The 18,920-nt window shown below is 60.9% G+C and carries 17 protein-coding genes; 13 read left to right on the forward strand and 4 right to left on the reverse strand.

Going from position 1 to position 18,920, the window contains the following annotated elements:
• Position 1: 1 nt before the first annotated feature.
• From GPK89_RS07385 to GPK89_RS07415, 7 genes are all read left to right on the forward strand, one after another.
• The gene (locus GPK89_RS07385; RefSeq protein WP_215692242.1) at positions 2-421 is read left to right on the forward strand and encodes a cytidine deaminase; all 420 of its coding nucleotides are present in this window, start codon (positions 2-4) and stop codon (positions 419-421) included.
• Between the two features lie 62 nt (positions 422-483).
• On the forward strand, positions 484-1,647 hold the full coding sequence (locus tag GPK89_RS07390; protein WP_215692243.1) for a BMP family ABC transporter substrate-binding protein: 1,164 nt from the start codon (positions 484-486) through the stop codon (positions 1,645-1,647).
• A 139-nt stretch (positions 1,648-1,786) separates the two neighbouring features.
• On the forward strand, positions 1,787-2,923 hold the full coding sequence (locus GPK89_RS07395; RefSeq protein WP_215692244.1) for a BMP family lipoprotein: 1,137 nt from the start codon (positions 1,787-1,789) through the stop codon (positions 2,921-2,923).
• A 219-nt stretch (positions 2,924-3,142) separates the two neighbouring features.
• On the forward strand, positions 3,143-4,657 hold the full coding sequence (locus GPK89_RS07400) for an ABC transporter ATP-binding protein (protein WP_215692316.1): 1,515 nt from the start codon (positions 3,143-3,145) through the stop codon (positions 4,655-4,657).
• Positions 4,654-5,769 (forward strand): ABC transporter permease, encoded by a 1,116-nt coding sequence (locus GPK89_RS07405; RefSeq protein WP_215692245.1) that lies wholly within the window; start codon positions 4,654-4,656, stop codon positions 5,767-5,769. The genes GPK89_RS07400 and GPK89_RS07405 overlap by 4 nt, the downstream gene beginning before the upstream one ends.
• Complete coding sequence (locus tag GPK89_RS07410; RefSeq protein ID WP_215692246.1) at positions 5,766-6,758, forward strand: ABC transporter permease; 993 nt, start codon at positions 5,766-5,768, stop codon at positions 6,756-6,758. The genes GPK89_RS07405 and GPK89_RS07410 overlap by 4 nt, the downstream gene beginning before the upstream one ends.
• A 69-nt stretch (positions 6,759-6,827) precedes the next feature.
• A complete protein-coding gene (locus GPK89_RS07415; protein WP_215692247.1) occupies positions 6,828-8,150 on the forward strand; it encodes a pyrimidine-nucleoside phosphorylase in 1,323 nt (440 codons plus the stop codon).
• Between the two features lie 145 nt (positions 8,151-8,295).
• Here GPK89_RS07415 and GPK89_RS07420 read toward each other — a convergent pair whose 3' ends face one another.
• The 4 genes from GPK89_RS07420 to GPK89_RS07435 form a co-directional block, all read right to left on the reverse strand.
• Complete coding sequence (locus GPK89_RS07420) at positions 8,296-8,688, reverse strand: hypothetical protein (protein ID WP_215692248.1); 393 nt, start codon at positions 8,686-8,688, stop codon at positions 8,296-8,298.
• 139 nt (positions 8,689-8,827) lie between these two features.
• Positions 8,828-9,562: an ABC transporter permease gene (locus GPK89_RS07425; RefSeq protein WP_215692249.1), complete on the reverse strand. Its 735-nt coding sequence runs from the start codon at positions 9,560-9,562 to the stop codon at positions 8,828-8,830.
• A 3-nt stretch (positions 9,563-9,565) separates the two neighbouring features.
• Positions 9,566-10,318: an ABC transporter permease gene (locus GPK89_RS07430; RefSeq protein WP_215692250.1), complete on the reverse strand. Its 753-nt coding sequence runs from the start codon at positions 10,316-10,318 to the stop codon at positions 9,566-9,568.
• A 1-nt stretch (position 10,319) separates the two neighbouring features.
• Entirely contained in the window at positions 10,320-11,228 is a 909-nt protein-coding gene (locus tag GPK89_RS07435; protein ID WP_215692251.1) for an ABC transporter ATP-binding protein, read from the reverse strand.
• 249 nt (positions 11,229-11,477) lie between these two features.
• Between GPK89_RS07435 and GPK89_RS07440 the strand changes: the two genes are divergently transcribed.
• The 6 genes from GPK89_RS07440 to GPK89_RS07465 all read left to right on the forward strand — a co-directional run bounded on the left by GPK89_RS07440 (position 11,478) and on the right by GPK89_RS07465 (position 18,920).
• Positions 11,478-12,182 (forward strand): response regulator transcription factor, encoded by a 705-nt coding sequence (locus tag GPK89_RS07440; protein WP_215692252.1) that lies wholly within the window; start codon positions 11,478-11,480, stop codon positions 12,180-12,182.
• A gap of 2 nt (positions 12,183-12,184) precedes the next feature.
• The gene (locus GPK89_RS07445; RefSeq protein WP_215692253.1) at positions 12,185-13,561 is read left to right on the forward strand and encodes a sensor histidine kinase; all 1,377 of its coding nucleotides are present in this window, start codon (positions 12,185-12,187) and stop codon (positions 13,559-13,561) included.
• 201 nt (positions 13,562-13,762) lie between these two features.
• On the forward strand, positions 13,763-14,899 hold the full coding sequence (ispF, locus tag GPK89_RS07450; RefSeq protein ID WP_215692254.1) for a 2-C-methyl-D-erythritol 2,4-cyclodiphosphate synthase: 1,137 nt from the start codon (positions 13,763-13,765) through the stop codon (positions 14,897-14,899).
• A gap of 152 nt (positions 14,900-15,051) precedes the next feature.
• Positions 15,052-15,948, forward strand: coding sequence for a diadenylate cyclase CdaA (gene cdaA, locus GPK89_RS07455; protein WP_215692255.1), 897 nt, complete (start codon positions 15,052-15,054; stop codon positions 15,946-15,948).
• The gene (locus tag GPK89_RS07460; RefSeq protein WP_215692256.1) at positions 15,932-17,245 is read left to right on the forward strand and encodes a CdaR family protein; all 1,314 of its coding nucleotides are present in this window, start codon (positions 15,932-15,934) and stop codon (positions 17,243-17,245) included. The genes cdaA and GPK89_RS07460 overlap by 17 nt, the downstream gene beginning before the upstream one ends.
• Before the next feature lie 79 nt (positions 17,246-17,324).
• On the forward strand, positions 17,325-18,920 hold the full coding sequence (locus GPK89_RS07465) for an NAD(P)/FAD-dependent oxidoreductase (RefSeq protein WP_215692257.1): 1,596 nt from the start codon (positions 17,325-17,327) through the stop codon (positions 18,918-18,920).

The raw sequence follows: 18,920 nt of genomic DNA on the forward strand, positions 1-18,920 counted from the left end.
GATGGAAAAAGCTGAGATCCAGGCCCTGATCCGCGAAGCCTTTGAGGGCCAGAAGTTTGCCTATGTGCCGTACTCCCGCTTCCATGTGGGCGCGGCGCTGCGGGCCAGGGATGGCCGCGTGTTCAAGGGCTGCAACATCGAGAACGCAGGTTACACCCCCACGAACTGCGCCGAGCGCACGGCCCTGTTCAAGGCAGTCAGCGAAGGGGTGCGCGAGTTTGACGCTATCGCCATTGTGGGCAGCAAAGTGGGGGAGAAGAACACCCTCGTCACTGGCCCCTGCGGTGTCTGCCGCCAGGCGCTCTATGAGTTCGGCGGGCCGAAACTGACCGTCATTATGGCGAAAGACGAGAACGATTACATCGTGACCACCCTCGGCGACCTGCTGCCCTACGGCTTCGGCCCGGCGAATCTGGAGTGAAAATTCTTTGGCTCCCCTTTGAGGGGCGGCTTTTCAGAAAACCAAAGGAGTTCCCTTAACCCATGAAGAAATTCTTAGCACTGTTCCTGACGCTGGTACTGCTGGCAGGGCTGACCGCCTGCAAGGCGGCTGACGCCGCCGACCCGGCGCAGGAACAGAATACCGTGACCGCCCCCACCAACGACGCAACGTTCGTCTACCAACCCGATGACCCGACGCTGATCCCGGCAGGCGGACAGACCATTGCACTGGTGACAGGCCCCTCCGGCACAGAGAACGGGGCAGACGCCATGCTGTGGCAGGGCGTGCAGACCTTCGCCAACACGTACGGCTACACCGCCGATACCTATGCCGCCGCGGGGAATACGGCCGATGATGCCGAGACTGCCCTGCGTGCCGCCGCCGAGAGCGGCGCAAGGCTTGTCGTCTGCCAGGGCGAGGCTGCGGGCGAAGCACTCTACCGCATCCAGGACAACTACCCCGATGTACACTACCTGCTGTTCGACGATGAACCCCACAACGCCGATTACAGCGCCTACAAGACTGCCGAACTCGTCCACTGCGTCCTCTTCCAGGAAGAACAGGCCGGGTATCTGGCGGGCTACGCCGTCGTGACCGAAGGGTACACCGCCCTCGGCTTCATTGGCACGCGGGAGGTGCCCGGCATTGTGCGGTACGCCACCGGCTTTTTGCAGGGGGCAGAGGCCGCCGCAGAATTACAGGGCGAGGACGTGACCTTACAGACCTGGTTCACTGACACCGACGAGAACAGCGATGCCATCACCCAGCGTATGGTGGACTGGTACAATAACGGTACAGCGCTCATTGTGGTCAGCGGCGGCAACCTGTACGAGGGTGCGGTCTCCGCAGTCAACCAGACCGGCGGTAAGGCTGTCACCACCGATGTGGACAACACCGCCCTGAGCGGCCGCGTGCTGGCAAGCGCGGTCAAGTGCTATAACGCCGCCGTTCAGCGGGAGCTGTACAGCTTCTTCACGAATGGCAGCTGGGACACCCAGAGCGCGGGCCAGACCGAGAAGGTCGGCTACACCACCGGCGCGGTCGCGCTGGAAGCGGGTGCGCCTTGGCGGTTTGACACCTTCACCCAGGACGATTACCGAAAACTGTACGAGGATCTGCGTACCAGCGTGCGCAAAGTGGATGCCTACGCCGACCTGGACACCCTGCCCGACACCCCCAATGTGACGGTGAATCGGACCATGTAAACCCTTTGTTATGCTTTTGTAATTCTTTTTGTCATCTTTTTTCATTGAATTGCCGCCGCAGATGCGGTATACTGAAGGTACTGCGGCGGGGAACTCGCCCCGCTGCGCAACTGAAAAACAACCTAAGGAGATCAAAACCATGAAAAAGTTTCTTGCTTTTGTAATGGCTGCCAGCATGGCGCTCTCTCTGGCTGCCTGCGGCGGTTCTTCCGCCAGCACCGCCACGAGCACCACGACGGAGGCTACCTCTGAGGCCGCTTCTGCCGCCAGCACTTCCGGCAGCAAGACCGATGTCGCCTTCGTTACCGACGTTGGCAACATCGATGACCAGTCCTTCAACCAGTACACCTGGCAGGGCGTGCAGGACTTCTGCTCTGCAAACAACCTGAGCGCCAACTACTATCGTCCCACTGAGGACTCTGACGCTGCCCGTCTGGAGCAGATGGACAACGCTGTCAACGACGGCGCTAAGTCCATCGTCGTGGCTGGCTACCTGTTCGGTTCCGCCATTGCCGAGGCTCAGGAGAAGTACCCCGATGTGCAGTTCCTGGCCCTGGACGTTTCCACCGCCGACCTGGGCGACAAGACCCCCACGGCCAACACCGCTCTGATCACCTATAAGGAAGAGCAGGCTGGTTACCTGGCCGGCTACGCCGCTGTTTACGACGGCTACAAGGAGCTGGGCTTCCTGGGCGGCATGGCCGTTCCCGCTGTTATCCGTTACGGCTACGGCTTCGTGCAGGGCGCTGACGCTGCTGCCAAGGAGATCGGTGCTGCGGATGTCAACATTAAGTACTGGTACTCCGGCGGCTTCGCTGCTACCGATGAAGTCAAGAACAAGATGGATGGCTGGTACTCTGAGGGTACCGAAGTCGTCTTTGCCTGCGGCGGCCCTGTCTGCCAGAGCTGCGACGCTGCTGCTCAGGCCAACGGCGGCAAGATGATCGGCGTTGACGTTGACCAGTCCGGTCAGTTCGACACCGTTATCACCTCCGCCATGAAGGGTCTGGCCGAATCTGTCAACGAGGCCCTGACCGATGCCCTGAACAACGGCTGGAAGTTCAGTGAGACCTACTCCGGCAAGGAGACCAAGCTCGGCGCTGCTGAGAACTGTGTTGGTCTGCCCATGGCGACCAGCAAGTTCACCAGCTTCACCCAGGAGCAGTACGACACCATGTACGCTGCTATCGTGGACGGCTCTCTGGCCATCGACGACAGCTTCGATGCTGATGTCAAGCCCGCTGTCACCACCATCACCGTGGACTACCAGAGCTGATCTGATACGGCAGATGCTGTAAAGGCGTGACTTTTGACCACCCTGCGCACCCCGCGCAGGGTGGTTTTTGTTGGTTTTCTACAAATTCTGACGACTTTTTGCGCAGATTCTCTTGTGCACAGCGGAGTTTTTCTGTATAATATAGAGTAAGAATTTGTGTACAAGCCCGTACACATTGAAAGGGGCGTGCAACGATTGGCAGATAATTATGTCATCGAAATGCTGCACATCACCAAGGAATTCCCCGGTATCAAAGCCAACGACGATATCACCCTGCAGCTGCGCAAGGGCGAGATCCATGCCCTGCTGGGCGAGAACGGTGCCGGTAAATCTACCTTGATGAGCGTGCTCTTTGGTCTGTACCAGCCGGAGCAGGGTACGATCAAGAAAAACGGAAAAGAAGTCAAGATCAACAACCCGAACGATGCCAACGCACTGGGCATAGGCATGGTGCATCAGCACTTCAAACTGGTCGAGTGCTTCACGGTGCTCGATAACATCATCCTCGGCGTCGAGGATACGAAGCACGGCTTTTTGCAGAAGGACGAGGCCCGCAAAAAGGTCATGGCCCTGAGCGAAAAGTACGGCCTGAAGGTCGACCCGGACGCGCTGGTCAGCGACATTTCCGTCGGTATGCAGCAGCGTGTCGAGATCCTGAAGATGCTGTACCGCGACAATGAAATCCTAATTTTCGACGAACCTACGGCGGTTCTTACCCCGCAGGAGATTGACGAGCTCATGGATATCATGCGCGGCTTCAAGGCCGAGGGCAAGAGCATCCTGTTCATCACCCATAAGCTCAACGAGATCATGGCCGTTTCCGACCGCTGCACGGTCCTGCGCAAGGGCAAGTACATCGGTACGGTGGATATCAAGGATACCACCAAAGAGGAACTGTCCAAGATGATGGTTGGCCGCGACGTGCAGTTTGCCGTCGAGAAAAAGCCCTGCGAGCCGGGCAAGCCGATTCTGGAAGTGGAAAACCTCGTTGTGCCCAGCAAGGTACACAAGAACAACGCCGTGCGCGGCGTCAGCTTCAATGTCCGCGCGGGCGAGATCGTCTGCGTCGCCGGTATCGACGGCAACGGCCAGAGTGAACTGATCTACGGCATTACCGGTCTGGAAAAGCCCACCGCCGGTACCATCAAGCTGGAAGGCAAGGACATCACCAACGCCCCTATCCGCGAGCGCAGCAAGGCGGGTATGAGCCATATCCCGGAGGACCGCCACAAGCACGGTCTGGTGCTGGATTACACGTTGGCGGACAATATGGTTTTGCAGCGCTATTGGCAGCCCGAGTTCCAGAACCACGGCTTCATCAAAAAGGCCGCCGTGCAGGAATACGCCGAGCGCCTTATCAAGCAGTATGACGTGCGCAGCGGCCAAGGCCCTGCCACCATCGCCCGCAGTATGTCTGGCGGCAACCAGCAGAAGGCCATCATCGCCCGCGAGGTCGATAAGGAGCCGGAGCTGCTGGTCGCAGTCCAGCCCACCCGCGGCCTGGACGTCGGCGCGATTGAGTATATCCACAAGCAGATCGTGGCCGAGCGCGACAAGGGCCGCGCGGTCCTGCTCGTCAGCCTTGAACTGGACGAGGTCATGAACCTGTCTGACCGCATCCTGGTCATTTATGAAGGCGAGATCGTGGGCGAGTTTGACCCACGCAAGACCACCGTGGAAGAATTGGGCCTGTACATGGCAGGCGCCAAAAAGCAAGGGGAGGCGAAAGCATGAGCAAACAAAATAAACAGCCGCTTTTGCAGCGTCCCGCCGTCGTAGGCGTACTGGCAAGCCTTTTGTCCATCGTCATCGGTCTGGTGCTGGGCTTTGTGCTTCTGGTCTTGCTGAATCCCTCGGCATCCCTGGGCGGCATGAAAGCCATGCTGACCACTGGTTTTTCCAGCATGGACAAGCTGGGCAAGGTGCTGTATCAGGCAGCGCCGTTGATGATGTGCGGCCTGTCCGTCGGCTTTGCCTTCAAGACTGGCCTGTTCAACATCGGCGCTTCCGGTCAGTACACCATGGGTGCATTTTTCTCGCTGCTGTGCGCCATTCAGTTCCAGATGCCGTGGTACGTCTGCCTGCTGGCGGGCGCTGTGGGCGGTGCCATCTGGGGCGTTTTCCCGGGCCTGTTCAAGGCGTATTTCAACGTCAATGAGGTCATCACCGCCATCATGTTCAACTGGATCGGTATGTATCTGGTGAACTTGCTGCTGGCGAATATGCCCAATATGCTGGCTTCCGGCTGGGGCGCGTCCAACTCGGACCGTACCGCCGCGCTGAGCGCTGCCAACCCAGGGTCTATCCTGCCCAAGGGGCCGTTTGCCGCGCTGTTCGGCAATTCCAGCTGGATCAACATTTCCATCATTATCACGATTCTTTTTGCCATCCTCGTCTGGGTCATCCTGCAAAAGACGACCTTCGGCTATGAGTTGAAAGCCTGCGGCCTCAGCCGTGATGCCGCCCAGTATGCAGGCATCAATTCCAAGCGTAACATCGTGCTTTCCATGGTCATTTCCGGTGCGCTGTCCGGCATTGGCGGCGCCATCTACTACCTGGCCGGTACCGGCCAGTACGTGCTGGAAAAGTCCATCCTCGGCATGGGCTTCAACGGCATCCCGGTCGCCCTGCTGGCCAGCTCCAACCCCATCGGCACGATTTTTGCCGCGCTGTTCATCAGCTACATTCAGGTCGGCGGTGCCGCCATGCAGCCTGCATACTCCTCCGAAACGATCGATATCGTCATTGCCGTTATCATCTACCTGGCGGCTTTCGCCCTGCTGATGCGCGGCGTCATTGCCAAGGCGGTCTCCGGCCGTAAAGAAAAGGGAGGTGCTGCGAAATGATGATCGCTGCTAACATTATCAGTATGACAATCCTGTTCGCAGTGCCGCTGCTGCTCGTCGCTATGGGCGGTATGTTCAGTGAACACTCCGGCGTTATCAACATCGCGCTGGAAGGTATGATGATCATTGGCGCACTGTTTGCCTGCTTTACGCTGCAAGGCCTGGACCAGAGCGGTTTCGGCCCCGCGCACCCGCAGCTGTCGATGTTCATTGCCATTCTGGTGGCGGGCATTACCGGCATGATCTTCTCGCTGTTCTTGGCGTTCGCGGCTATCAACCTGAAGGCTGACCAGACCATCGGCGGCACAGCGCTGAACCAGTTTGCCCCCGCATTCGCGGTCGTCATGACCTGGGCCATTCAGGGCCAGGGCCTGACCACCATCTTCATTCCCAACTGGGTGCGCATCACCCGCGAGACCTTCGGCCTTGCCCCGGTGGACGGCCCCAGCTTCTGGAACAACCTGATCTTCAAGTATTTCTACCTGACGACTCCGGTCGCCATCGTCCTGTTCATTGCAGCCTACATCGTGCTGTACAAGACTCGCTTTGGCCTGCGTCTGCGCGCCTGCGGCGAGCATCCCCAGGCGGCGGATTCCGTCGGCATTAACGTTTACAAGATGCGCTATGCAGGTGTGCTGATTTCCGGCCTCCTGGGCGGCATCGGCGGCCTGGCCTACACGGTGGCAGCCGGTTCCGGCTTCAACTCCGACGTCGGCGGCTACGGCTTCCTGGCGTTGGCCGTTATGATTTTCGGCAACTGGAAACCGCTGCCGATCCTGGGCGCGTCGCTGTTCTTCGCGCTGTTCAAGGTCATTGCCGCGCTGAACTCCACCCTGAGTTTCCTGCCGAAGTTTGAGGGTGTCAAGGAAATTTCCAACTTCTACCAGATGCTGCCGTATATCGTCACGATGATCGTGCTGATCTTCACCTCCAAGAACTCCCAGGCCCCCAAGGCCGAGGGCATTCCTTACGACAAGGGCAGCCGTTAATCACAACAGTACGCAGGGCCGCCCGGTTGAACTGCCGGGTGGCCTCTGCTTTTTAAAAGGAGAAAAATTATGCGAATGTACGATGTTATCGCCAAGAAACGCGACGGCGGTACGCTGAACCATGACGAGCTTGCCTTTGCCGTCAACGGCTATGTGGCAGGGGACGTGCCCGACTACCAGATGTCGGCGCTGCTCATGGCGATTTACCTGCGCGGCATGACTGACGAGGAGACCGCCATGCTGACCGACGTCATGGCCCACTCCGGCGATATGGTCGATCTGTCCGCCATCGCGGGCATCAAGGCAGACAAGCACTCCACCGGCGGCGTCGGCGACAAGACGACGCTGGTCATTGCGCCCATCGTCGCAGCCTGCGGCGTGAAGATTGCCAAGATGAGCGGCCGTGGCCTCGGCCACACCGGCGGCACGATCGATAAGATGGAGTCTGTGCCCGGCACCCGCACGAGCCTGACCCAGGAGGAGTTCTTCAAGCAGGTCAACGAGATTGGCATTTCGGTTATCGGCCAGAGCGGCAAAATTGCTGTGGCCGACAAAAAAATGTACGCCCTGCGCGATGTGACCGCCACAGTCGGCTGCATTCCGCTGATTGCCTCCTCCATCATGTCCAAAAAGCTGGCCGCCGGTTCCGACGCCATTTTGCTGGACGTCACGATGGGCGACGGCGCGTTCATGAAGGATCTGGACGGTGCCCTGGAGCTGGCCCGCCAGATGGTTGCCATCGGCACGGCCCATGGCCGCAAGGTTGCGGCGCTCATCACCGATATGGACAAGCCCCTCGGCTACAACATCGGCAACTCGCTGGAAGTGGCCGAGAGCATGGCCGTTTTGCAGGGCAAAGGCCCGGTCGATTTGACCGAGGTCTGCCTGCAGCTGGCCAGCAATATGCTGGTGCTGGCGGGCAAGGGCGATATGCCCACCTGCCGCAAACTGGCCGAGAGCGTCATTGCCGACGGCACGGCCTTTGAAAAATGCTGCCGGATGTTTGCGGCCCAGGGCGGCGATATCAGCGTGCTGAAAGACGCCGACAAGTTCCGGAAAGCCAAGTACAGCTATGAGCTGACCGCCCAGGCTGACGGCTATATCTATAAGAATGACGTTGAGAAGATCGGCAACGCCAGCGTGCTGCTGGGCGCGGGCCGCATCAAGAAAGAGGACAGCATCGACTTTGCCGCCGGTATCACGATGCACAAAAAGCTTGGCGATTACGTCAAAGCGGGGGAGAGCATCTGCACGTTCTACGCTGACGACGAGAGCCTGTTTGACGCAGCCGAGGAAATGTACCGCGGCGGCCTCATCATCCGTGCCGAAAAGCCGACCGTCCCGCCGCTGATTTACGCCCGCGTGACCGCAGACGGTGTGGAGCGGTTCTGATTCCTTAACTGCTCCGTAGGGGCCGGGCATGCCCGGCCCCTACAAGCCTGCCCGGAAAAGCCTTGTAGAGGCGGCATATATGCCGCCCGCGCGGTCTTTACAACAAAAGAGCCTTGCAACGCATCAACACGCTGCAAGGCTCTTTTTATTTCTTCTTCCGTTTCAGCCAGAACACCTTGAATTTGCTGTACCCATTCGCCTTGTCCGCGTCAAATTCCTCGGTCAGCACGTACCGTTTGCGGGCATTATCAAACTGTAAAGCATTTCCACTTTCCTGCACGTCGGTCAGATAGCGGGGGATGGCGGTCTGCTGGCTCTCAAACTCCGGCTCGCGGTCCCACAAAATTTTACCGTCAGCGTCAAAGCCGTGCGCCCATACGCTGAACACCAGGCAGGCGGCCTCGCCATAGCAGTAGCGCTCAAACCGGATGCGGCCATCCAGATAAAACAGCATACAATCGCGGAAATGTGTTTCCAACTCTTTTTCATAGCGGCGTCCGCATCCGGTACCGGCAAAATCGGCAGCATTGGCAGTCATGGCGTGCCCTCCTGTTTGTTGATGGTTTCATTATACAGCAGGGCAGATAAAATGGCAAGCACAGTTGTAGGGGCCGGGCATGCCCGGCCCGCGCGTGTAAGGCAGACGCCCACTTGCGGCCCCTGCATGGCGGCAAACTTTACGCCTTCACATCCCGCTTCTCCAACACGACCCCCGCAATCACAAACACCGCCGCCAGCCATCCCGCGCACGCCAGCAAAAACGGCACGGCATTCCCGGCCAGCATATCCTCGCTGCGGTTGGCGTTCATGCCCTGCTGCATCAGGCAGTAGGGCCACAGCAGGGAAAAGCCTTTGCTGCCCAGCAGCATCCCCATAATGCCGCCGACCAGCCCTAAGAAAATCGGCACCGCAAAACTGCGGATCAGCATTGCCAGCACAAGCTGCGCCGCCGCCACGGCCAGCCCGCCCAAAACGCCGCGCAGCATAAAGAATAACGTGGAGACAGGCGGCCAATCGGTAAACCCGGCAAACAGCCGCCCGCAGACCAGATACAAAATATACACAAACACCTGTGTAAAGCACATCAGCTTTACAACAACCAAAAACTTCGCCAGGAACAAATCAAACGGCCGCACCGGCACGGCCATAATCAAATTCCAGTTGTGCCCCATATGTTCCAGCCGCCACAGGTAGGCAGCATACGCCGACACCATCGCCGGGAAGAACAGCATCGAATAAAACAGCGTGTGCTGTGTCCATAAACTGTACCACTGCTCGGTCAGAATCTCGAGATTTTGCAGATAATTGAAGGTCCCATACCCGGCAGAAATCAGCGGAAGCACCACAAACATGGCCCAAATCGGCGAGGCGTGCAGCTTGCGGTTTTCCGCAACAATACAACGTTTCAGCATTCGTTATACCTCCTTGTCGCGCATCATGCGCCAGACCGCTGCAAACAGCACTGCCGCCAGCGCCGCGGTGAACGCCAGCAGCCCCCAGTTGAAGGGCCGTGTGCCGTACAGGACCGTGTGCGTCTCCTGGTCCCAGACGGCGACCTCGTAACTGCTCAGCGGGACAAAATATCCCCACGGCACAAAATAGCTGACGATGGGCGGCATAAACGCCGAGAACAGCCCTACCAACGCCCCTACAATGCTGACGCAGAGCGCAGGCAGCGGATTTTCCCACGCCAGCATCAGCAGCAGCTCGGATAAATACAGCATCACATCCACGGCCAGCGTGCAGCCGCCCAGATAAAACAGCTGCCCCACCGGCAGCGCCTCGGTGTAGTGCTGCGTGCGCCCCAGCAAAACCGCCGCGCCCATTTCCAGCGCGACCATCAAAACGACCTCGCCGATGCCGAACGCCGCCTTGGCCGCAAACAGGCTGCGGCGGCTTTGCAGCGTGTACAGGAGCTTTGTCGTGCTGCCCTTGACCTCAATATCCCACAACCGGCTTGCCAGCAGTGCCATGACCACTGGCATCAAAATCGCGTTGAGCACCGGCAGGGCGTACAGCAGGGCGCTGTACGCGTTGGCCAATTCCTCCGGGTCGTTGGAAGTAAGCCGCCCAGTCCAGAGGAACACGACCACCGGCACAACCAGACAAATCGCTAAATCGTGGCGGCGGTGCGCCTTTTGAAATTCCGCGTGCAATGCGCTTAGCATATCAGTCCGCCTCCTCGTTGGCCGTCAGGCTCAGGAAAATTTCTTCCAGCGTCTTGGTGTGGGGCGTCAGTTCCACCACACCCGCGCCGTTCATGGCCAGCTGCTGCACCAGCGCGGCCAGCAGGTCATCCCGCAGCGGCGGCAGGGTAACGCAGCCGCCGTCTGCCGCGATGCCGTGCGCCCTCAAAATCGGCGCGGCCTTGGCGGGGTCCAGCAGCCGCAGCGTCACGCTGCCCCGGCTGTGACGCTGCAATTCGGCCAGCGGCCCCTCAAACAGCATATGGCCATGGTCGATGATGCCCACCTGCTCGACCATCTGCTCCATCTCGCCCAAAAGGTGGCTCGAGATCAGCACCGTTGCCCCGGTAGCGGCGGGCATATCCTGGATGAGCGCCCGCATTTCCTGGATGCCCGCGGGGTCCAGACCGTTCGTCGGCTCGTCCAAGATCAGCAGCTTCGGGCTGCCCAGCAGTGCCATGGCGATACCGAGCCGCTGTTTCATGCCCAGCGAATACTGCCCCACCTTGCGGCTGCGGTCCTGCGCCAGGTGGACGATATCCAGGACGCGGCCAATGTCTTTGTGGGGCACGCCCTTTAAGTCGGCGACGATTTCCAGGTTTTCCTGCGCGGTCAGGTGCAGGTAGCCAGCCGGGTTTTCAATCAGGCTGCCGGTCTGGCGCAGCAGAGCCAGGCGGCTTTCGCGGGTCAGCGGCTGGCCCAGCAGCCGCACGCTGCCGGACGTCGGGTGGATCAGCCCCAGCAGCATCTTCATTGTCGTGGATTTGCCAGCACCGTTCGGCCCGATGAACCCATACACGCAGCCCTGGGGCACGTGCAGCTCCACATGGTCAACGGCCATCCGCGTACCGTACTGCTTGCACAGGGATTTTGTCTCAATTACCGTTTGCATTGTCAACGCTCCTTTTTGTTTCGGTGGTTTCAGCATACACTGCCGACCTTAAAGGAGCTGTAAGGGCAGCTTAATTTTGACTTAAATTTGGGGGCGTGTTATGGTGGAGCTGATTGAATCGTTGTATGATAGGTAGGGGCCGGGCATACCCGGCCCGCAGCCGCATGGCAGATGACCGTTTCAGGAAAAGCCGTGGGCCGCATATGTGCGGCCCCTACATTCTCAACACCAATGTAAAGGGATGCAACCATGACCACCATCTACGACGCTGATATTCTCCTTGTCGATGATAACCCCGACCTGCTCGCCCTTGTGGCGGATAACCTCCACACGGCGGGCTACAAAACCGTGCGCACCGCCGCCAGCTGTGCCGATGCCAAAACCGCCTTTGCCCGCCGCCGCCCCGAATTGATGATTTTGGACATCAACCTGCCCGACGGCGACGGCTTCGGGCTGTTCCGCGACCTGCACGCAGGATCCGATGTGCCGGCGCTGTTTCTCTCGGCCCGGGATGCCGACGCCGATCGGCTGTTCGGCTTAGGCCTCGGCGCGGACGACTACCTGACAAAACCGTTTCTGATGCAGGAACTGCTCCTGCGCGTCCAGCATATTTTGCAGCGCGCCTACCGGGCCGAACTGTGCCGCCCCCGCACAGTAGCGCTGGGCAGTGTCACGGTGGACCTGCAGGACGCCGCTGTTCACCGCGCGGAGGGCACTGCCGCGCTGACCGCCACCGAGCGGGCCATTCTGCAAAAGCTGGCCGATGAGCGCGGGCATATCGTGACCTACGACGCTCTGTGTGAGGCCGTCTGGGGCGCGGACTACTACGGCTATGAGAACAGCCTGAACGTACACATCCGCCATTTGCGGGAGAAAATCGAGGCCGATCCCGGCCGCCCGCAGTGGCTTGTGACCGCCCGGGGCATCGGCTACAAACTGGCAGGGGAGATGTGAAGTTGAAAACCTTTACACGCATGATACGCCGCTATGTGCTGGCCACGGCAGCGGTGGTGTTGCTGGTGGTGAGCCTGCTGCTGGGGCTGACGGTCTATCTGGGCCTGCATTACGGCGAAACATCCGACGACCGTGCCCGCATCGGCACACTGGCCGAGGCCCTGACCCCCACCGCCGACGGCCTGCAATTTGACCCCGCCCAAACGCCTGCCCAGTGGATGCAGGGCTACGCCTGGGCCATGGTGCTGGATGGGAACGGCACAGTCATCTGGCAGTACGACCTGCCGAAAAATTTAAATAAACGCTACACAGCGTCGGAAATCGCGTCCTTCTCCCGCTGGTATCTCGACGATTGGCCGGTGTTCTGCTGGACGCCGGACTACGGTTTGTTTGTGGCGGCGCAGCCCCGCGGCTCGGTCTGGAAGTACAACATTTACAGCAGTGCCGCCCTGATGTACGCTGCGGCAGCGGGCCTGCTGCCTACGCTGGGGGTGCTGCTGGCCGCTGTGGTGGGGTGCTGCGTCTTTTTCAGCTGGCGGGGGGCGCGGCAGCTGCGGGCCATTGCGGCAGGGCTGGACACCATTGCCGACGGCGGCACGGTGGAACTACCCACCACCGGCTATGCGGGCGAGCTGGCCGACGCGGTCAACCGCGCCAGTGAGCAGCTGCGCCGCCGCAAGGAAATCATTGCCCGGCGGGACGACGCGCGGACGAACTGGATCGCCGGGGTCAGCCATGATGTGCGCACACCGCTGGCGCTGATTCTGGGCTGGGCCGAACAGCTGGAACAGGACGCCGCGCTGCCCGCCGCCGTGCGGCAGAAGGCCGGGAACATCCGCACCCAGAGTGAGAAGCTGCGGGCGCTCATCGAGGATTTGAACCTGACCAGCAAACTGCAATACGGCGCACAGCCGCTGCGCCGCCAGCCTGTGCAGGCCGGGCCCTTGCTGCGCCGCCTGGCCGCCGAGTTCTGCGAAAGCCCGCTGGCGGTGGGCTGCGACATGGCGGTGGAACTGTCGCCCGATGCTGACAAGGCTGTGCTGCACGCCGATGCCGCCCTGCTGGGGCGCGCGGTGGAAAATCTCTTGAACAACGCTGCACGCCACAACGCCCCCGGCGTGCATATCACGCTGGCGGCGGCCCTGCGCGAAAACGCGCTGGAACTGACAGTGGCCGACGATGGCGCGGGCTACCCGGCAGCGGTGCTGCACGCCTTGCAGACCGGTGAAACAGGGGCAAATACGCCCCACATCCTAGGTCTGCACGTTGTCGAGCAGATCGCCCAGGCCCACGGCGGCAGTGTGCAGTTTATGCAGAACGCACCGCAGGGGGCAAAGGCCGTGGTGACATTGCCCACAGAAAATCAGGCACATAGGTAGGGGCGGGAATTGTGCGGTATTGCCTTAGCTCTCTCGAAATGTCGCGCTTGCCGTACGGTGGAGGGCCGGGCATGCCCGGCCCCTATGGGGAATGCGATACTTTTTTCACTCCGCACAAAAAATCATCCAGATTTTAGTGGATTTTTTCTGTATGACCTTGTATAATATTTATTATACCTATATAAAGGGGGCACTTCGCCCATGGAAAACCAAAACCTGCCCGCCGTGTCCGCCATCATCGTGGCGGCGGGCGCGTCCCGCCGAATGGGATTTGATAAACTCAGCTTCCGTCTGCCGGATGGCCGCACCGTGTTGGAGACAAGCTGCGCCACCCTGGCTGCGCACCCGGCTGTCACCCAGCTGGTGCTGGTCTGCGGCGGCAACCGCGCCGCCTGCGAGGCAATCGCCGCCGCCTGCCCCAAGCCCTGTGCCGTTGTGCAGGGCGGGGCCACCCGCGCCGACAGCGTGCGCAACGGCCTGGCCGCCGCCACCGGGGAACTGGTCGCCATCCATGATGCCGCCCGCCCCTTTATCAGCGCCGAGGTCATCACCGCAGCGCTGACCGCTGCCGCCGCTTCTGGCGCGGCGGCCCCCGCTGTGCCGGTCAAGGACACCATCAAAATTGCGGACAAGTCCGGCCGCGTCGTCGAGACGCCCGACCGCGCCGCGCTCTACGCCGTGCAGACGCCCCAGTGCTTTCAGCGCACACTGTATTTGCAGGCGCTGGATGCCGTCACCGGCGAAAAAGCGAGCCTTGTCACCGACGATTGCAGCCTGTTTGAGCTGGCGGGCCTGCCGATCACGCTGACGGCGGGGGACTACGCCAACTACAAAATCACCACCAAAGAGGACCTACAAAAGGAGAAAACCATGCGCATTGGTCACGGATATGATGTTCACCGCCTTGTGGAGGACCGCAAGCTGATTCTGGGCGGCGTCGAAGTACCCTACGAGAAGGGACTGCTCGGCCACTCGGACGCTGACGTACTGCTGCACGCCGTCATGGACGCTGTGCTGGGCGCGGCGGCGCTGGGGGACATCGGCCAGCATTTCCCTGATACCGACCCCGCTTACAAGGGCGCGGACTCGCTGGCACTGACCCGCGAGGTGGCAAAAATCATCGCCCAGCACGGCTATAAAGTCGGCAACATCGACGCCACGATTTTGTGCCAGCGCCCCAAGCTGGCCCCGCACATCCCGGCCATGCGCCAGAACATTGCCGACGCCTTCGGCCTGCCGTTGGACGCCGTCAGCGTGAAGGCCACCACTGAGGAACACCTCGGCTTCACCGGCGAGGGCCTCGGCATCGCCGCCCACGCGGTGGCGCTGATTGAGTAAACAAGGGCGGTTTGTAGGGGCCGCACATATGCGGCCCGCAACCTTGCCTTACCTGTGTACTTGCGGGAAAGCCGCGGGCCGGGCATGCCCGGCCCCTACATCTCAGCAAGACACAGTTTTATCTTTGACCCGGAAAGGGGGACGCGGCGCTCATGCTGCCTAACCAGACAATCAGCGCGATTCTAAGCAGTCTGCGTACATTTGAACCTCTGTCTGATACACTGGATATCATCATTATATCGTTTGTTTTTTACCAGCTTTTGCAATTTGCGCGCAAATCCCGCGCGGGCCAGCTGGTCAAGGGCATCCTGCTTATCATCGTGTCTTATGGCCTGGCTGTGATGCTCAACCTGAAAACGGTGACCTGGCTGCTGAACAACGTGCTCACCATCGGTTTTATGGCGGCGGTCGTTATCTTCCAGCCGGAACTGCGCCGCACGCTGGAACGCATGGGCCAAAGTACCATGTGGGCCAACCGCCTGTTCGGCACCCACCGCAGAGACCCTTCGTTGCGCGCCGCTTGGCAGAGCGCCGTCGTCGCTATCTGCGACGCAGCCGAGCAGCTGTCCGACACCCGCACGGGTGCCCTGCTGGTGCTGGAACGCAACAATAACCTCGATGAGATCATCCGCACCGGTACGCCGATGCACGCTGATGTCATCCCCGAAATGCTGGGCACGATTTTTTATGAAGGTACGCCCCTGCATGACGGCGCGGTCGTCATCCGCGACGGCGTCATCGTAGCTGCCGGCTGCGTGCTGCCGCTGTCCAACAACCTGGAAATGGGCAAGGACATGGGCACCCGCCATCGCGCCGGCCTTGGCATGAGCGAAAATTCCGACGCCATTGTCGTCATCGTCAGCGAGGAAACGGGAATCATCTCTATGGCGAAGAACGGTGTGCTGATCCGCCGCCTGGATCGCCAGAACCTCTTCAATCTGCTGCAGGAGGAGATCGTCCCCCCGGCGGAGGACGAGGCCGAAAACACTTCGCCCCTGCAAAAGCTGCTGCGCAAGGGAGGCGCACTGAACCATGGCAAATCCGAATAAACCCGGCGTGCCGGGGGCAAAGGGTGCAGCGCCCAAAGGTCCGCGCACGATTTGGGACAACCCGATTTTTACAATGGTGCTGGCCATCATCCTGGGCTTTGTTACCTGGACGATCGTTACCGTTTTTATTGACCCGCAGGGCAGCAAAATCGTAGCAAACGTGCCCATCAACTACACAAGCGGCGCGTCCACCTACACGGCCCAGGGCCTGGACATCGTGGAAAAGCCGGACATTGAGGGCGTTACCGTCAAGGTCGAGGGCAACAGCACCATCATCGGCAACATCCAGAACTCCGATATCATGGTCTACCCCAGCTACGCGGGCGTCAGCGGCGCGGGCAAAGTCACGCTGCGCCTACAGGCCCGCGTGACGAACACTACCGATTTCCCCGGCGATATCGACTGCACGGTCGAAAGCCCCGAGACCATCGACGTTGTGTTTGACGAGGTCAGCGAGAAAACCATCCCGGTCACGGTGGATGCCTCTGCTGTGCCGATTTCCACCGGCTATATGTTGAACCGCACCGCCGCCGTGCCTGCCGAAATTACGCTGCGCGGCCCGACGAGCGAGCTGGATCAGGTGTCCAGCATCGTGGCCCCGGTGCAGATTGATGGCGAGCTGGCCGACACGACCACAGTGCCCGCCATGCTGGAACTGCGCGACGAGGAAGGTAATGTGTTCACACCGCAGTACACCTCGATGGACAGCGACTCCGCCAATGTGACGCTGACGGTATACCAGGTGCGCGAACTGCCGCTGGAGGTGGATTTCATCGGCACGCCGAACGGTTTCGATGTAGAAAGCCTGCACTGCTCGCTGAGCCAGCAGACGCTCAAAGTGGCTGGTCCGGCACGCACCATCGGCACACTGGAAAGCCTGACCGTGACGGACTTTGACCTGGCGCGGGAGTTTGAGCCGGGCCGCGACTACCAGCGGCTCATCGAGCTGCCTGCGGGTATCGTCTCGCTGGACGGCGTAACGAACGTCACCCTGGAATTTGATACCGCCGATATGGCCTCCACCAAGCTGAACGTGTCGAACATCCGGGCCATCAACGTGCCCAGCAACTACGAGCTGCAAATTCTGTCGAGCCTTGTCAGCAACGTGACGCTCTACGGCCCGGCGGCTGAAATCGAGGAATTGAGCGCCGACAGCATCGTCGCGCAAATCGACTGCCAGAGCTTGAACCTGACCGTCGGCCAGCAGACCATCGCCGTCAGCATCCAGATCCCGTCGTCCAGCCGCATCTTCGCCACCGGCAGCTACACCGTCCAGTGCGAGGTCACGTCGAAATAACGCAGTGCCGTAGGGGCCGGGTATGCCCGGCCCCTACCCAGTGGCGTGCCATAAATCAGTAACCGAAGGAATCCTGTCTATGCTTCTAGTCCGCAATATCCGCCTGCCGCTGACCTGCCCCGACCCGGATGCCGAGGCGGCGGCCAAGGCCCTGGCCATCCTGCGTGTGCCCGCCCGCAAGGCGGCGCACTGCGGCGTGGCAAAACTCAGCGTGGACGCCCGGCACGGTACGCCGGTGCTCGTCTACACCATCGCAGTCACACTCAACGACGAGGGTGAGGAACCGGCGCTGGCCGGGGCCTCGCCCTGTGTCTGTTATACGCAGCCACCAAAATTTGACTTTTCTGTGGGAAAAATTCCGCTGGCGCACCGCCCGGTCGTCGTGGGCCTTGGCCCTGCGGGCCTGTTTGCGGCGCTGCTGCTGGCCCGCAATGGCTACCGCCCACTCGTGCTGGAACGCGGCCCTGCGCTGGATGAGCGCATCCGGGCCGTCGGGCATTTTGAAAAGACCGGCGAACTGAACCCGAACGCCAATATCCAGTTTGGTGAGGGCGGCGCGGGGACCTTTTCCGACGGCAAGCTGACCACACGCGTCGGCGACCCGCTCTGCGCGTTCGTGACCGGGGCGTTCCTCGACCACGGCGCACCCGCTGATATCGCCTGGCGGCAAAAGCCCCATGTGGGTACTGACCTGCTGCGCGGCGTCATCCGCAATATCCGCGGTGAAATTGAAGCCTTGGGAGGCGAGGTGCGGTTCAACACCGCCCTGACCGGCCTGCAGACGAAAAACGGTGCGCTGACCGGCATCGAGACAACGGTGGGCAGCTTTCCCTGTGAGCAGCTGATTTTAGCCGTCGGCCACAGCGCCCGGGACACCTTCGCCATGCTGCACGGCCTGGGTATGCCGCTGGAATGCAAGCCGTTCTCCGTCGGCTTCCGCGCGGAGCATCTGCAAACCGAAATTGACAAAAGCCTCTACCACGGCGCGGCAGGCCACCCGGCGCTGCCAAAGGGCGAGTACCAGCTCAGCCAGCACGTGGGTGGCGGGCGGTGTGTTTACACCTTCTGTATGTGCCCGGGCGGCACGGTCTGCGCTGCTGCCAGCGCGGAAGGAGGCGTCGTCACCAACGGTATGAGCCTGCACGCCCGCGACGGCAAAAATGCCAACGCGGCAGTGGTCGTCAGCGTGGATGGCCGCGACTTTGACAACGACCCGGCCAAGGCTGTGGCGTTCCAGCGCCGGTTGGAGCAGGCGGCCTACCGCGCGGGCGGCGGGGGATACCTCGCCCCGGCGGAGACGGTCGGCAGCTTTTTGGCCGGGCGCGGTGCGCTGGAATTGGGCGCGGTGCAGCCGACCTACCCGCGCGGCGTGACGCCCTGCGATTTGGGGAGTCTGCTGCCCGGCGAGTTGAGCGACGCTTTGCGCGACGGCCTGACGGCCTTTGGCCGCAAGCTGGCCGCTTACCGCGCCCCCGACGCGGTGTTGACGGGGTTGGAGACCCGCACCAGCAGCCCAATCCGCCTGCTGCGCGGCAAAGAGGATTTACAGTGTACCGACCTTTCCGGCCTGTACCCCTGCGGCGAGGGCGCAGGTTACGCGGGCGGCATCATGACCGCCGCCGTGGACGGCGTGCGCTGCGCCGCCGAACTGATGAAAAATTGGGCACCGGCCTAA

It is taken from the genome of Gemmiger formicilis (assembly GCF_018784445.1).
In the GTDB taxonomy this organism is placed as follows: Bacteria; Bacillota; Clostridia; order Oscillospirales; family Ruminococcaceae; genus Gemmiger.

Bases quoted from the DNA above. Each gene is read 5' to 3' on its own strand.
- GPK89_RS07385 (WP_215692242.1), top strand. From the start codon at position 2: ATGGAAAAAGCTGAGATCCAGGCCCTGATCCGCGAAGCCTTTGAGGGC.
- GPK89_RS07390 (WP_215692243.1), top strand. From the start codon at position 484: ATGAAGAAATTCTTAGCACTGTTCCTGACGCTGGTACTGCTGGCAGGG.
- GPK89_RS07395 (WP_215692244.1), top strand. From the start codon at position 1,787: ATGAAAAAGTTTCTTGCTTTTGTAATGGCTGCCAGCATGGCGCTCTCT.
- GPK89_RS07400 (WP_215692316.1), top strand. From the start codon at position 3,143: ATGCTGCACATCACCAAGGAATTCCCCGGTATCAAAGCCAACGACGAT.
- GPK89_RS07405 (WP_215692245.1), top strand. From the start codon at position 4,654: ATGAGCAAACAAAATAAACAGCCGCTTTTGCAGCGTCCCGCCGTCGTA.
- GPK89_RS07410 (WP_215692246.1), top strand. From the start codon at position 5,766: ATGATGATCGCTGCTAACATTATCAGTATGACAATCCTGTTCGCAGTG.
- GPK89_RS07415 (WP_215692247.1), top strand. From the start codon at position 6,828: ATGCGAATGTACGATGTTATCGCCAAGAAACGCGACGGCGGTACGCTG.
- GPK89_RS07420 (WP_215692248.1), bottom strand. From the start codon at position 8,688: ATGACTGCCAATGCTGCCGATTTTGCCGGTACCGGATGCGGACGCCGC.
- GPK89_RS07425 (WP_215692249.1), bottom strand. From the start codon at position 9,562: ATGCTGAAACGTTGTATTGTTGCGGAAAACCGCAAGCTGCACGCCTCG.
- GPK89_RS07430 (WP_215692250.1), bottom strand. From the start codon at position 10,318: ATGCTAAGCGCATTGCACGCGGAATTTCAAAAGGCGCACCGCCGCCAC.
- GPK89_RS07435 (WP_215692251.1), bottom strand. From the start codon at position 11,228: ATGCAAACGGTAATTGAGACAAAATCCCTGTGCAAGCAGTACGGTACG.
- GPK89_RS07440 (WP_215692252.1), top strand. From the start codon at position 11,478: ATGACCACCATCTACGACGCTGATATTCTCCTTGTCGATGATAACCCC.
- ispF (WP_215692254.1), top strand. From the start codon at position 13,763: ATGGAAAACCAAAACCTGCCCGCCGTGTCCGCCATCATCGTGGCGGCG.
- cdaA (WP_215692255.1), top strand. From the start codon at position 15,052: ATGCTGCCTAACCAGACAATCAGCGCGATTCTAAGCAGTCTGCGTACA.
- GPK89_RS07460 (WP_215692256.1), top strand. From the start codon at position 15,932: ATGGCAAATCCGAATAAACCCGGCGTGCCGGGGGCAAAGGGTGCAGCG.
- GPK89_RS07465 (WP_215692257.1), top strand. From the start codon at position 17,325: ATGCTTCTAGTCCGCAATATCCGCCTGCCGCTGACCTGCCCCGACCCG.